Below are 14,158 nucleotides of genomic sequence, written 5' to 3' on the forward strand. Positions count from 1 at the left end.
TAATTTATAGTTGTGTTTTTTTAATTTCCGAAATTGTATCGAAGGGTTATACCCGAACGTATAGTTGTGGTAGGAAAGGCAGTAGAGATAGCATACTGCGAAAAAGTATGATCATAATAAAATATGGCCGTTAAGTTTTTTGACAAAGCATAATCTGCCGTAAAATATACACTCCACAAATCCTGACCCGCCGTGGTTTGACTATTAGCAAAATCTAAATACCTTATGATAGATTCATTTCTTCTAAAAGAAATATCGGCTTTAAGGTTTAAATCACTTCTAATAATTCGGTTGTTACCCCCTACCTTTGTAGTAAAGCTTAAATCTTGAACACGGTAACCTAAACCAAAAATATATTCGTTTCCTTGCACTTCGGTTAATAAGTTATTATCAAAACTCAAAGAAAGCTGTCTGTCTCTTCTGATTTCAGTTGAAAGTTTAATGCTATTTTTCAACTCCATATCAACCTTAATTAAAGGTGAAAATTGCTCACTTAAATTAATGTTTGAAATTAAAAACGGATTTTTGAAATTTCCCGATTGGTCTAGATTGGTTATACTGTACGGATTGGTTCTATCATAATCTAAATTACTTTGAAATTGATTGATACTGTACAGCGAAGTATATCCATGCTGAAGCGTAAATCTTCTAAAAGTATCTTTAAACCATTTAATACGCATAAGACCCGTGTACTTTAAAGTCCAGTTAGGCAAAGGTACATCTCTAAAGGCACCTAAACTAATATCTTGGGCATCTTTACCGGTATAAGCCGATAGAAAAGAAGGTAACAGCACCGCCTGACTAGTTCTTCCAAATCCTTTAGGAAACCCGGTTTCTTGGTTAATGTTGGCTGGATCTGACAAATCTATACCGGCTTTACGTGCCAAACGGTTAGCAACGGCAAGTCTATTCTCCCTAAACTGTTCAAATGCTTCTGATCGCTCTTTGGTACTTTCAGAAAAAGCTGAGCTAATCATAATAGTAGAGATGTTAAAATTACCAAAACTATTTGGAGCCAGCGATCTATATTGCAAATCGTCTTGATTTACTCGGTAATTTTCGGCATAATTTTCAGAATAAACCCTATTGGCGTTTAAGTCTAAGGTAAGGCCTGGCAACAAACCAATATTAGCTTGAACACCCAAATTGCGTGTTTCATTCTCTGTATATTGCTCATTAAATTCTTGATATGTGGTAAGCCAACCTCTTCTAGCTGCACGCTCACGAATGTCATTTTGACCTCCAAAAACAAAACCTGCACTGGGTTTTAAGGTACCTAAAAATCCTATATCGTTAGTATAACCTGGTAAAAACATACCATTGGTTTCTTGATAATTAAAAGTAAGACGTTTTAAAGCAGTCACAACATCTATACCTGTACTTAAAACGCGGTCACCAAAGCTCAACTCTTCATCATCTGTATTTGCGGCATTTGTGCCTCCACTTCTTGAAAATCCAAGAGCGTTAGCCGGACGCGCATTCATGTTAATTGCCGACTTATTACTATTCCCGCCTTTTTTCTTTAAACCTATATAATCGTAAAGAGTACCCATTTCTACCGTACCATTTATTTGGTGGGTGTTAGCATTTTGTATGGTATTTCCTAAATCAGGGATACCGGGTAAATCTCTTAAGATTTGAGATCCGCGTTGCCATTGAAAATTACCCGTATAAGAATAGGTTGCCCTTAAAAATTTAAGGAATGGAAACTTCTCAAAAGGCAACTCATAATTTACTTGTAAATTTTGGTTAAAGCTATTTGGATCTCCGATGGCAAAAAAATCATCCCACACCCCAACGCTATTGTCTTGCCTATTTTCTTCATCTATATAATTACGAACTATTCGATTGGTATTTGCCGAGAGTACAAAATTTAAAGATTGAGTCAATTGATGATTGATAGCATATTGATAGTCGAGTGTATAATTACGCTGATATAACTTTGGTAAACCTAAAGAACCTGGTGGCAGATTAATTTCTCTAAATCGCTGTTCGTTATACTGCCTCAAAATGGTGCTTGAAGCCGATAAACTAGTAGGTAATAAATTAAAATTGAAATCTTTTAGCGGCTGATAGTAATCACTACTATCTAAAACGGAAATGTTTTTAAAAGGCTCTACTGCAACTTTTGGCGGTGCGTACTCATAAGTTGCACCTACGTTAACATTTTGGCTTAATGCTTCTGCTATTTCAAAATCACGATGATCTTCTTGATTATAGGTACCAGAAAAAGTAAAGTTTTCTACATCAATAGGAAGCGGTACCTTATCTTGATTCTGTCTTTCTTTTCGAAGACCAATAACACTAACGCTTTGACGCTTTGTATAATCTTCGGCTCGTTCTTGCAATTCTCGCTTGCGCTCGGGTGTAGCATTATCTAACAGCGTCTCTAATTCTAAATCTAAATATTCTGGATCAAATTGAGGAGTGATTAACTCTTCCCCACGGCTGTAGCTAAAAGGTACTTTTACACCCCATTTTTTGGGTAGTAATTGCCCCATATTTAAGCTGGTTACAACATCATATTGTTTCACATCTTCTCTGCTACGCTGGTTAGGTCCTTGTTCTATGCTACCAAAACCAACAGTGCTTCGCTTACCTGTAGCGCTTACGCTAGCGAAGTCGGCTAGATTGGTATCCATATTTACGATTGCGGCCCAGCCGCCTTCATTTTTCATATCAGAAAGGCGCAACTCGTTAAACCAAACTTCACCACTAGCCTGTGTTGTTCCGGTATTTTTTAAACCTAGCATCAACATACGTATATCGCCAAAAGTTGGATTCCCTTTTATACCAACCTTCATCTCTCCAGAAGTATTCCCAGTAACAGGCTGCAGTTCTTTATTAAAATAGTTTAGCTGTCCTGGATTAAAATTAGGATTTCCTATAACCAATGATTTTATTTGTTGTAATAAAGCTAGGGGGAGTTTTAAGTCATTTTCTATGGGCCACACATCTCTAGGTACAGTTGAATTTAGGTCGCTTACCGTAAGAGGAATCTCAACTTGATAAAAGTTATCGGTAAAATCTGTACCCATACGTATAAAAGCCGATAATTCTCCATCTAATAAAGTGGGTTCTGGGGCGGGTAACGACTCGGCATGCAAGAACATCTCTAAATTTTCAAATTGACGCATATCAATCTGAAAATTCTTATAAACCGCCCGAGAATCATTGGGTTTTAAATTTTTAACTACCAAAGACATGGATTGCTCGTCTTCTCGCACGCGCTGATTGTTATCGATTAATTCTTCTCGTACAACTCCTGGTGGTGTTACATAATCTGAAGTTTGCTCTTTACTTACAGCGGTTACTTCAAAGGTAGTTCCGGTAGTAATTTCTGGATCGGTACCGTCGGGAACCACAGCTTGGTTGTAGCGTCTATAATCACCGCGTACCAAATCTAAACTTCCAAATCTTAAGGTTACCTCCTTTTCAAATCCGCTAAGGAACATTCGCATAAAACGAATAGAGCGCAAGTCTGCAATACCATTTACCGCAAATTGACTTTCGGTGCGTAAAGGTATCTTAAACTGTACCCACCGCACTTCCATTTGTTTACCGTTTTGCAAAGTAGTGGTTAAGGTCTTTACATCGGTAATATAATCATAGTCAACCCCAGCAAAACTTGCGGTGTTATTCTCAACACTCATATTTCTAAAAACAGGAACCTTATACTCAAAGTAACTGTCTATAGTATTCATGGTGTTATCACGGTTGATATCTTCTACAGAAGGTACAGTAGTTCTTCCTCTATTGTTCTGCCCCACTTCTGTAGGACTGTTACCTTGCAAACCATTGTATTTTTTGTAGCGCTCTAAAATATTTCCCGTAGCACTTAGATAAAATTCATAGTTATCGTTCGCAGGATCTTCTAATCCGGCAAACTGCGGAAATTGCAGACCTTCTTCGCTATCGTCTAGACCGTCAAGACCAAGGTCTTGATTTACCCTTTGTTGACCTTCTGTATCAAAGGCATAAACCAAAGATTGGTTACTTGGCACTTTACCAAAAGCTGTTTCAAGGGTATTATCGGTTGATCCGTCTACTGGCAATCCGTTCTCGTATTGTTTTCTACCATCTTTTAAAATATCTTCACTAATATTTCCCAGATTAAGGGTAATCAATCCTTCATTGATGCTGGCATTTTCTTGGTAAATAAACGGATCCATCACCCAGAATTCAATAAACTCAACATTTGAACGCTCAAAATCTGTAGTAGTAATCTCACGCATTATTCCTCCAAAATTTTCTTTGGGGTTAGGAAGCGTATTATCGGTCGCAGCCGGATTAAAATTATACTGGCCACGCTCCTGCGGATTAAAGTTTAAATCTAAAGTGTAAATAGCCTGCGTTTGCCCCTGAACGATATCGGTATCTGGAAAAATTTCATCTATAAATACGCGTCTGGTGGCATATGAAGAAAGGTCATTATCGCTAATACCTGAAGGGCGCTGATTGGTATAAAAAATAGGATCTATGGTGTACCAAGATAAGTGAGCACGTTTGTATGTAGTAGCCAAATCGTTATTGCTACGCTCTCCTCCAAAGCCTAGTGGTGCACTTGACAAGAACCACGATAAAGGACTCATTACTGAAATTGAAGTTTGAGAAGCCTCAAAATCATCTACATAACTGGTGGCTACACCGTTAAAATTATCACCCTTAGGACTACCAGGATGCAAATAAGCAAATTCACCACGTACAGAAAAATTAGAAGGCACATCGGTGTCTATGTTTGGTAGTTTATTCACCAATCGCGTAAAGAAAGGAACCTCTGTAGAGTAGTTTAAATTAAAGCCATACATAGAGTTATTTATAGGCTCATAACTGTAATTTGCTTTCTGGGTTAGCGGTCGCTCATTCAGGTTTAAATAAGTGGCACCAATAATGAAGTTTTTATTGAATTCGTGTTGTATATCTAAGCCGGTAAAACGCTTGGTTTGCTGTCCAAAAAGCGCATTATTTTCAGTTGAAACTTGAATTGGCGTATCTGAGGCCAATAAAGCTTCATCTAAAATATTTACTCTACCTAATTGATAGTCTACCGTATAATCTACTCCCTCTTGTAAAGTTCTTCCTCCTGCGGTTACTACCACAGAACCTTGAGGCACGTTAAAAGCACCTATTGGGATTCCTCCTTGACCACTTGATTTATAACTACCTTTTAACTGAAATTTATTCTTATCGGCTTCTTCTTGCTCTGCCTGAATCTTTGTAGTAGTGTACAAACTTCTAAAAACATATTTCGTTTGATTGGCGTTATAACTTAACGGATTTTCGTAATTTTCTGGACCTCCGTTTGGGGTATTGTCAAGTTTATTGAAAAGATACTCACCAAATGGTTCTACACTAGTAAAAATAACCCGACCGTTTTGTGTATCAATGGTTAGACCATTTACAAAATCAAAAAATCCGTCACCGTCTTGAACAGGGTCGTTATTTAAGTTTAAATTATCTAGATTAAAAACACGTAATAAGGTTTTATCTTCTACATCTGGTGGTAAATTGGCATTCGCCACTCCTTTGATGTAGTTTAAGGGTTGAGGATCTGTATAAAGTATATTAAATCTAAAATCTTCTTTTTCAATTTGAAAAGCATCCAAACTATAGATGTTTTTCATCATTAAATCCCAAACCGGTTCGTTCACATTCGTAATAGGACTTTTAAGCATTTTAACCACCAAATTTTGACTCACCGCCACTTGGTTTTGGTTGTTAGGATCTGTACCGGTGGTTTGCCCTTGGGTAGCTGGAACCCCATCATTTGCAAATTCACCCACTTGATAAACTTGACCGTTTACTGTAAATTGAAAAGCTACAGCCAACATCTCATCATTATTGATACGCTGATTTAAGGATACATATCCCAATTGTGGATGTAAGGTATATTCAGATGGCTGTAATTGACGGGCATTTTCTAGTTTGGCGTAGTCTGTCCCCTCACTTACTTGAGAAGAAACAGCTCCAAAACCTTGATCTACACTCGCAACATCCCGAATGGCCTCGGTTAACAAACTCTGTTGTGGACCATTAATACCCAGCGGATTAAAGTCGTTATTACTATTGTTAGGAAATGCACTGGCAGGAGCATTGATAAAGCCTGAAAATGCTGGTGGATTGCTCGGATTACCATTGGCATCTAATAAAACCCCCACTTTTCTAGGGTTAGACTCTCCCAAATCTTGAATTGCAACAATATTTCTAGCATCGGTGAGCGCCTGGGTTGAGTTTGTACGGTTGGTTACCCATAATTGCACTCGGGTAATTTGCACATTGCTATTTATAAAAGGATAATTCTCTAACGCTTTATCGTAATGTTCTCTAAAATATTGCGCCAAGAAAAAATGCCTGTTTTCATCATAATCTAGTATGAATTTTTCAAATTTCTCTACCGCTCCACCGCCTTGTATTTCTGTAGTCTGTCGTTCTGAGTTTTGCTCAGAAAAAACTCCTGTAATTGTAGTTTTTCCAAATTGCAACTGGGTTTTTACTCCAAATAGACTTTGACTACCCTGCATTAGTGAGCTGGTGAGTGGCATACTCACATTACCCACCTCTATCTTTCTTACTATATCATCTTCTGTAGGAGTATACTCTAATTTGATTTGATTCTGGAAGTCAAAAGTAGATTGTGTATCATAATTAGCGTTGATCTCTAGGCGCTTACCTATTTTACCCAGCAAACTCAAGCTTATACGTTGGTTAAAATCAAAGGTAAAACTACTTCGATTTCTAGGCGATAATGAGGGATTATCTTGTTTGGTGTATAGCACTCCCAAATCTACTTCAACCGAACCCTGTGGGATAATTTCAATTTCACTACCCCCAAAAATGCTTTCAAAAAAATCATTATTTACATAAAAAATGGGCAACAAGTTCTTTTGTGCCTCTTTGGCCTCATCACTTCTTCCAGTTAGCGCATCAGATTTTTGCTTAAAATATTCTTTCATTTGATTTTTTAAAATCAAATTTTCATATTGCTCACGTGTTAAAACCAATGGATAATTGACATTCACCGCTCCAGTTTTCTCTGTATAAATATACCGGTCTAAAATGGGGTCATAAGTATATTTTTGTTTAATACTATTAGGGTAACTTAAATCTATCTTACCCGTTTGATGTCCTGTCTCGGTGCTATCTTGCACAGTTTCTTGTTGCGCCCAAAACTTAGGGCTAAAAATCAAGCCTAAAACCAGAAAAGCAACAATCTTACTTTTATTACCTAGAGCAATTGTATTCAAGATATTTATAAGTTTTTTAGAGCTAGCTTTATAATTTGTTGAACGGTTGAGTCTGGAGTTTCTTTTAAAATGCGCTGCACTACTTTTTCAGATTGCTTTGCACTATACCCAAGAGTTTCTAGTGCAGATAACGCTTCTTGCTTTGCACTATTGCCTTGAGGCATTGAAATTTGTGCTTGTTCAAGGTGATCTCCTAGTTTATCTTTTAAATCTATAATTACCCTTTGCGCTGTTTTGGTTCCTATCCCTTTCACACTTTTTATCACATCAACATCTTCTTGGGTTATAGCTTCAACAACTTCTTGAGGAGATAAAGAAGAGAGCATGGTTCTTGCTGTACTTGCGCCTATACCCGACACTGATATGAGTTTTTTGAAAATCTCACGCTCTTGCACCTGCATAAACCCGAATAAAGTATGCGCATCTTCTCGAACTTGTAAATAGGTATAAATTTTTACGTTCTCGTCGAGCGGAAGTTGCTCGTAGGTATGTAAAGAAATATGTAAAAAATAACCAACACCCTGGCAGTCAATTACCACATAAGTAGGTGACTTTTCGGCTAATCTACCTTTTAAATAAGCAATCATAAACGTTAATAAAGCGTTAAAGCTCCAAATGTAGCAAATTAATTAGGATACAAAAAGTAAAAAGCAGGTTTAACACACCTGCTTTTTTCGTGTATTTTAATGCGGTATTCCTGTGTGAGATCGTTTTTCTTTTTCTTGCGCATCTACAACTGCAACGGCGGTCATGTTAACCATTTCTTCTACACTAGCTCCTAATTGCAAAACATGTGCAGGTTTTTTTAATCCCATTAAAATAGGACCAATAGAATCGGTTTGATTCAATTCTTTTATCATTTTGTAATTAGAATTGGCCGCATCAAGGTTCGGAAAAATAAGCGTATTCACCTTTCTACCCGCTAATTTTGAAAACGGGAATTTACTTTCTAACATGCGTCGACTCAAAGCAAAATCTACTTGCAATTCGCCATCTACAATCAAATCTGGCATTTTATCGTGTAAAATCTCTACTGCACGTTTTATTTTCTTTGCTTTATCATGTTTAGAGGACCCGAAATTTGCATAAGAAACCATGGCCATAATAGGTTCCATACCAAACATTTTTACGATTCGACTAGTCATATAAGCAATTTTAGCCAAATCTTCAGAATCGGGCTCTATATTAATGGAGGTATCGCTAATAAACAACGGACCACGGGTGGTATTCATCAAATTGGTTGCTGCAATTCGAGTTACCCCTTTATCCATTCCGATCAAATCTAAAATTGGTTTCACCACGGTAGGATAGGCTCTAGAATAACCAGACAACAAAGCGTCTGCATCTCCTTCATTTACCATCATACTAGCGTAATAGTTACGCTCGCGCATCAGCTTTTGCGCCTCATACAAGGTAATTCCATTACGTTTTCTAGCATTCCAAAACACTTCGGCATAAGCATTTACTTGGTCTTTGCATTCATCAGACTTAGGGTCTATAATCTCAACAGCTTCTGTTTTTTCAAACTCCAATTCCTGCATCAATTCAAGAATCACATCCTTTCTTCCTAATAGAATAGGTCTACATAAGCCTTCATCGTGACCTATTTGAGCTGCTTTTAATACATCTAAATGATCTGCTTCGGCATAAACCACCCGTTTTGGATTTAGCTTTGCTCTATTTAAAAGCAAACGGGTAATTTTATTATCGCCTCCCATACGTTCATAAAGCTCATCTTCATAGCGTTGCCAATCCTCTATAGGTTCTTGAGCCACGCCACTCTCCATTGCCGCCTTAGCTACTGCCGGCGGTATCTTTGTAAGCAATCTTGAGTCAAAAGGCTTAGGTATAATATATTCTCTACCAAAGCCCAATTTGGTTTCTCCGTAGGCAATATTGACTTGCTCTGGAACATTTTCTTTAGCTAGCTCTGCTAAGGCCCTAACAGCAGCCATTTTCATAGCTTCATTAATTTTTGTGGCCCGAACATCTAATGCTCCTCTAAAAATAAACGGAAAACCAAGTACATTATTTACTTGGTTAGGATGATCGCTGCGCCCAGTTGCCATAATCAAATCTTTTCTTGTACCTACGGCTAAATCGTAATCAATTTCTGGATTAGGGTTAGCCATAGCAAAGACAATAGGATTCTTTGCCATGCTTAAGAGCATTTCTGGTGTAACAATATCGGCGATAGACAAGCCCACAAAAACATCTGCATCTTGCATCGCCTCCTCGAGTGTATCGATTGTACGGCTGGTGGCAAACTCGTCTTTTTCGGCACTTAAATTCTCTCGATCTTTACGGATTACCCCTTTACTATCTAACATAACAATGTTATCTGCCTGGGCCCCAAAAGCTTTATAAAGTCTAGTACAAGAAACTGCAGCGGCTCCTGCCCCACTCACCACAATTTTTACATCTTCTATTTTCTTATCTGCCAGCTCAACTGCATTTAAAAGTGCGGCAGCCGATATAATAGCCGTACCATGCTGGTCATCGTGCATCACGGGTATATCTAACTCTTCTTTTAAGCGTCTTTCAATTTCAAATGCTTCTGGTGCCTTTATATCCTCTAGGTTTATTCCACCAAAAGTTGGTGCAATATTCTTAACTGTTTGTATAAACTCATCTACATTTTTGGTATCAACTTCAATATCAAAAACATCTATATCTGCAAAAATCTTAAACAACAAGCCCTTCCCTTCCATTACGGGTTTAGAGGCCTCTGGCCCGATATCTCCTAAGCCCAAAACGGCAGTACCATTTGATATAACCGCAACCAAATTCCCTTTTGATGTATACTTGTAGCTGTTGTTTTTATCTTTTTCAATCTCTAAACAAGGAGCGGCAACTCCAGGAGAATAAGCCAATGCTAAATCACGCTGAGTCGCGTATTTTTTGGTTGGCACAACCTCTATTTTTCCAGGTTTGGGTTTGGCGTGATAAACTAAAGCTTCTCGTCTTTTTCTTTCGTTTTGTATGCTCATTTGTATTTTGTTTAGCGAACCTACAAATGTAAACATAAGTTTTTTGATTTGCTAAGATTGCTTTTTTAAAAACGAGATATTACGATGAAGACCCGCAAATTTAGTCCGTTTAACGGCCGATTTTTGAAAAATCTTACCAAAAGTTTCTTGTGTAATCTCTTCCCAATCAGATTTTGTGTAGGCCAGCAAATCGGGGTGTGGATCAAAAAGTGGTTCATTATGGGGTTTAGAAAATCGGTTCCAAGGGCAAACATCTTGACAAATGTCGCAACCAAACATCCAATCATCAAATTTACCTTTTTGTGATGGTGGTATTTCCTCTTTTAGCTCAATGGTAAAGTAAGATATACATTTACTACCATCTACACGATAAGGTTCATAAATCGCTTCTGTTGGGCAAGCATCAATACAGGCCGTACAGCTACCACAGTGATCTGTTACGGGAGTATCGGGTTCTAACTCTAGGTCTAAAATTAATTCTGCAATAAAGAAGAATGAGCCTGTTTTTTTGGCCAATAAATTACTGTTTTTACCTATCCAACCCAATCCGCTTCTAGCCGCCCAAGCTTTATCTAGAACTGGTGCAGAATCAACAAAAACACGCCCCTCAACGGCTCCAATCTCATTTTTTATGTATTCAAATAATATTTTTAGTTTATCTTTAATTACGAAATGATAATCCCGACCATAGGCATATTTGCTTATTTTGTAGGTATCTTGTCTCTGATTTACATCAGGATAATAATTATATAGTAAAGATATTACACTTTTTGCCCCAGGAACAAGCAATCGAGGATCAAGCCGTTTATCAAAATGATTCTCCATATAACCCATCTGTCCATTTTTATCCTCTTTTAGCCATTGTTCTAAACGAGGAGCTTCTTCTTCAAGAAATTCTGCTTTGCTCACACCGCAAGAAATGAACCCAAGCCGGTCTGCTTCGAGTTTAATAAGTTCTTTATAAGTAAAGGTAGTGCTCATGTTTATCATTAGAATAACCCTGCCTGCGAATTAGGCCTAGAAATACCCAAATGCCTATAAGCAGCCTCGGTTACCTCTCGCCCGCGGGGTGTTCTAACAATAAAACCTTGCTGGATTAAGAAAGGTTCATAGACTTCTTCAATAGTTTCTGCACTTTCGCTCACTGCCGTAGACAGAGTGGTAATCCCCACAGGGCCACCTTTAAACTTGTGAATAATGGTGGTTAATATTTTATTGTCCATTTCATCAAGTCCATTAGCATCAACATTGAGTGCTTCTAAACCATATTGGGCAATAGCTAAATCGATTTGACCTGATCCTTTTATTTGTGCAAAATCTCTAACCCTTCTCAATAGGGCGTTGGCTATACGGGGTGTTCCTCTACTTCGGCTTGCAATTTCAATAGCCGCTTGAGTTTTAATGGGTACTCGCAAAATACTAGCGCTTCTTTCTATAATAGTGGCTAGGAGCTCTGTATTATAATATTGTAATCTGCTTGAAATACCAAACCTAGCACGCATGGGTGCAGTTAATAGACCAGAACGAGTGGTTGCTCCAACAAGAGTAAACGGATTTAATTCTATCTGAACACTACGTGCATTAGGACCACTTTCTATCATGATATCTATCTTAAAATCCTCCATGGCAGAATAGAGATACTCTTCTATAACCGGACTGAGGCGATGTATTTCATCTATAAATAAAACATCTCGAGGCTCCAAATTGGTTAATAACCCAGCTAAATCACCAGGCTTGTCGAGAACAGGACCGGAAGTAATTTTGATACCTGCTCCGAGTTCATTGGCCAAAATATGAGCTAGCGTTGTTTTACCTAGACCTGGAGGCCCGTGAAACAGCGTATGATCTAAAGCCTCATCGCGAAGATTAGCCGCTTGAACAAAAATAGCCAAATTTTCCAGTACCTTTTCTTGACCTGCAAAATCATTAAAAGATAAAGGCCTTAAGGCTTTCTCTATATCGTGCTCGGCTGGAGAGAACCCCTCACCAGTTGGATCTAAATGCTCATTCATAAAAACAAAGATAAACAAAAAGCCTTTTCAAATCTTGAAAAGGCTTTTGTGATTTATTAAAAGAAGTTTTAATGACTTAATTCATCTTCATTAGGCTGAAGTGGTATGTGCTGTGGCACAAAATCTTGCCCAGGAATTACATAGTCTGTTTCTTCCTTATTCATTTTACTATAGTCATACGACCAACGGTACACACTTGGTATTTCACCTGGCCAGTTACCATGGATATGCTCTACCGGAGTAGTCCATTCTAGCGTGGTCGCGTTCCAAGGGTTCTGCGTAGCTTTTCTACCATAGAAAATAGAAGCTATAAAGTTATAAACAAATATCAATTGAGCTAATGCGGTCATAATAGCAAACAATGTGATTAGTACATTTACGTCAGCTAAGTCATCGAAATAAGGAAACGCTGTATTGGTGTAGTACCTTCTAGGAAGTCCGGCTAGACCGATAAAGTGCATAGGGAAGAAAACTCCGTATGCTCCAACGGCAGTAATCCAAAAATGCGCATATCCTAAGTTTTTGTTCATCATTCTCCCAAACATTTTGGGAAACCAGTGATATACTCCGGCTAACAAACCGTACACTGCCGAAATACCCATTACCAAGTGGAAGTGTGCAATAACAAAATAGGTATCATGCACGTTGATATCTAGCGTACTATCTCCTAAAATAATTCCTGTTAATCCTCCTGTTATAAAAGTAGAAACAAATCCAATTGAGAATAGCATCGCAGGGTTAAGCTGCAAGTTACCTTTCCATAAGGTAGTGATCCAGTTAAAGGCTTTTACCGCAGAAGGAATGGCAATTAAAAGGGTTGTAAAAGTAAACACAGAACCTAAGAAAGGATTCATTCCTGATACGAACATATGGTGACCCCAAACGATTGTAGATAAAAAGGCAATGGCTAATATAGAAGCAATCATCGCTCGGTAACCAAAAATAGGTTTTCTTGAATTTGTCGCCATGATTTCGGACACTAGCCCCATTGCTGGAAGAATAACGATGTATACTTCTGGGTGACCTAAGAACCAAAATAAGTGCTCAAAAAGTACAGGTGAACCACCTTGGTGTGCTAAAACTTCTCCTTTAATATAAATATCACTTAAGAAGAAGGATGTACCAAAACTCCTATCCATGATAAGCATTAGCGCGGCACTTAATAAAACAGGGAAAGAAACCACACCAATAATAGCCGTTACAAACAAAGCCCAAATTGTAAGCGGAAGACGTGTCATAGACATGCCCTTTGTTCTTAAGTTAAGTACGGTAACGATATAATTCAATGAACCAATTAGCGATTGCGCAATAAATATTGCCATAGATATTAACCAAAGCGTCATCCCTAAACCAGAACCAGGAATAGCCTCTGGTAAAGCACTCAATGGAGGATAGATAGTCCAACCAGCTGATGCTGGTCCCGATTCTACAAATAAAGAACTAATCATGATAACACATGATATAAAGAATAACCAGTATGACACCATATTCATAAAGCCGGAAGCCATATCACGCGCTCCAATTTGCAATGGAATTAATAGGTTACTAAAAGTACCACTTAAACCGGCTGTCAATACAAAGAACACCATTATAGTACCGTGAATGGTAACTAATGCTAAGTAAGAATCTGGCGTCATTACTCCATCTGGTGCATACTTATCGCCAAGAAGTAACTCAAAAATATAAAAAGATTGTTCTGGCCAAGCCAATTGGATTCTGAACAATATGGACATCAATATCCCTATGAATCCCATAGCAAACCCAGTAATCAAAAACTGTTTAGCGATCATTTTATGATCTTGACTAAAAATATATTTAGTAATAAACGTTTCTTTATGGTGGTGACCGTGACCATCATCGTGGTGCTGATCTTGAGCGTTTAATGTTGCGTTTACTGACATATTTATAAGCT

The 14,158-nt window shown here is 38.0% G+C and carries 6 protein-coding genes; all 6 read right to left on the bottom strand.

The window, feature by feature from the left end:
- Positions 1-20 precede the first annotated feature (20 nt).
- Complete coding sequence (sprA, locus tag FT993_RS05735; protein ID WP_255504434.1) at positions 21-7,244, bottom strand: cell surface protein SprA; 7,224 nt, start codon at positions 7,242-7,244, stop codon at positions 21-23.
- Positions 7,245-7,249: 5 nt separating this feature from the next.
- Positions 7,250-7,831, bottom strand: a complete 582-nt coding sequence (ruvA, locus tag FT993_RS05740) for a Holliday junction branch migration protein RuvA (protein WP_147861587.1) — start codon at positions 7,829-7,831, stop codon at positions 7,250-7,252.
- A 96-nt stretch (positions 7,832-7,927) separates the two neighbouring features.
- The gene (locus tag FT993_RS05745) at positions 7,928-10,234 is read right to left on the bottom strand and encodes an NADP-dependent malic enzyme (protein ID WP_147861691.1); all 2,307 of its coding nucleotides are present in this window, start codon (positions 10,232-10,234) and stop codon (positions 7,928-7,930) included.
- A gap of 51 nt (positions 10,235-10,285) precedes the next feature.
- Complete coding sequence (gene queG, locus FT993_RS05750) at positions 10,286-11,215, bottom strand: tRNA epoxyqueuosine(34) reductase QueG (RefSeq protein WP_147861588.1); 930 nt, start codon at positions 11,213-11,215, stop codon at positions 10,286-10,288.
- Positions 11,216-11,223: 8 nt separating this feature from the next.
- On the bottom strand, positions 11,224-12,246 hold the full coding sequence (gene ruvB, locus FT993_RS05755; RefSeq protein ID WP_147861589.1) for a Holliday junction branch migration DNA helicase RuvB: 1,023 nt from the start codon (positions 12,244-12,246) through the stop codon (positions 11,224-11,226).
- A gap of 68 nt (positions 12,247-12,314) precedes the next feature.
- Positions 12,315-14,147 carry a cbb3-type cytochrome c oxidase subunit I gene (locus FT993_RS05760; protein WP_147861590.1) on the bottom strand — a complete coding sequence of 611 codons (1,833 nt, stop codon included), beginning with the start codon at positions 14,145-14,147 and terminating at the stop codon, positions 12,315-12,317.
- Between the last annotated feature and the right edge of the window lie 11 nt (positions 14,148-14,158).

The organism is Mesonia sp. HuA40, assembly GCF_008017835.1.
Taxonomy (GTDB): domain Bacteria; phylum Bacteroidota; class Bacteroidia; order Flavobacteriales; family Flavobacteriaceae; genus Mesonia.

Excerpts from the sequence above, each read along its gene's own strand:
- FT993_RS05745 (WP_147861691.1), bottom strand. The coding sequence starts at position 10,234 with ATGAGCATACAAAACGAAAGAAAAAGACGAGAAGCTTTAGTTTATCAC.
- ruvA (WP_147861587.1), bottom strand. The coding sequence starts at position 7,831 with ATGATTGCTTATTTAAAAGGTAGATTAGCCGAAAAGTCACCTACTTAT.
- FT993_RS05760 (WP_147861590.1), bottom strand. The coding sequence starts at position 14,147 with ATGTCAGTAAACGCAACATTAAACGCTCAAGATCAGCACCACGATGAT.
- ruvB (WP_147861589.1), bottom strand. The coding sequence starts at position 12,246 with ATGAATGAGCATTTAGATCCAACTGGTGAGGGGTTCTCTCCAGCCGAG.
- queG (WP_147861588.1), bottom strand. The coding sequence starts at position 11,215 with ATGAGCACTACCTTTACTTATAAAGAACTTATTAAACTCGAAGCAGAC.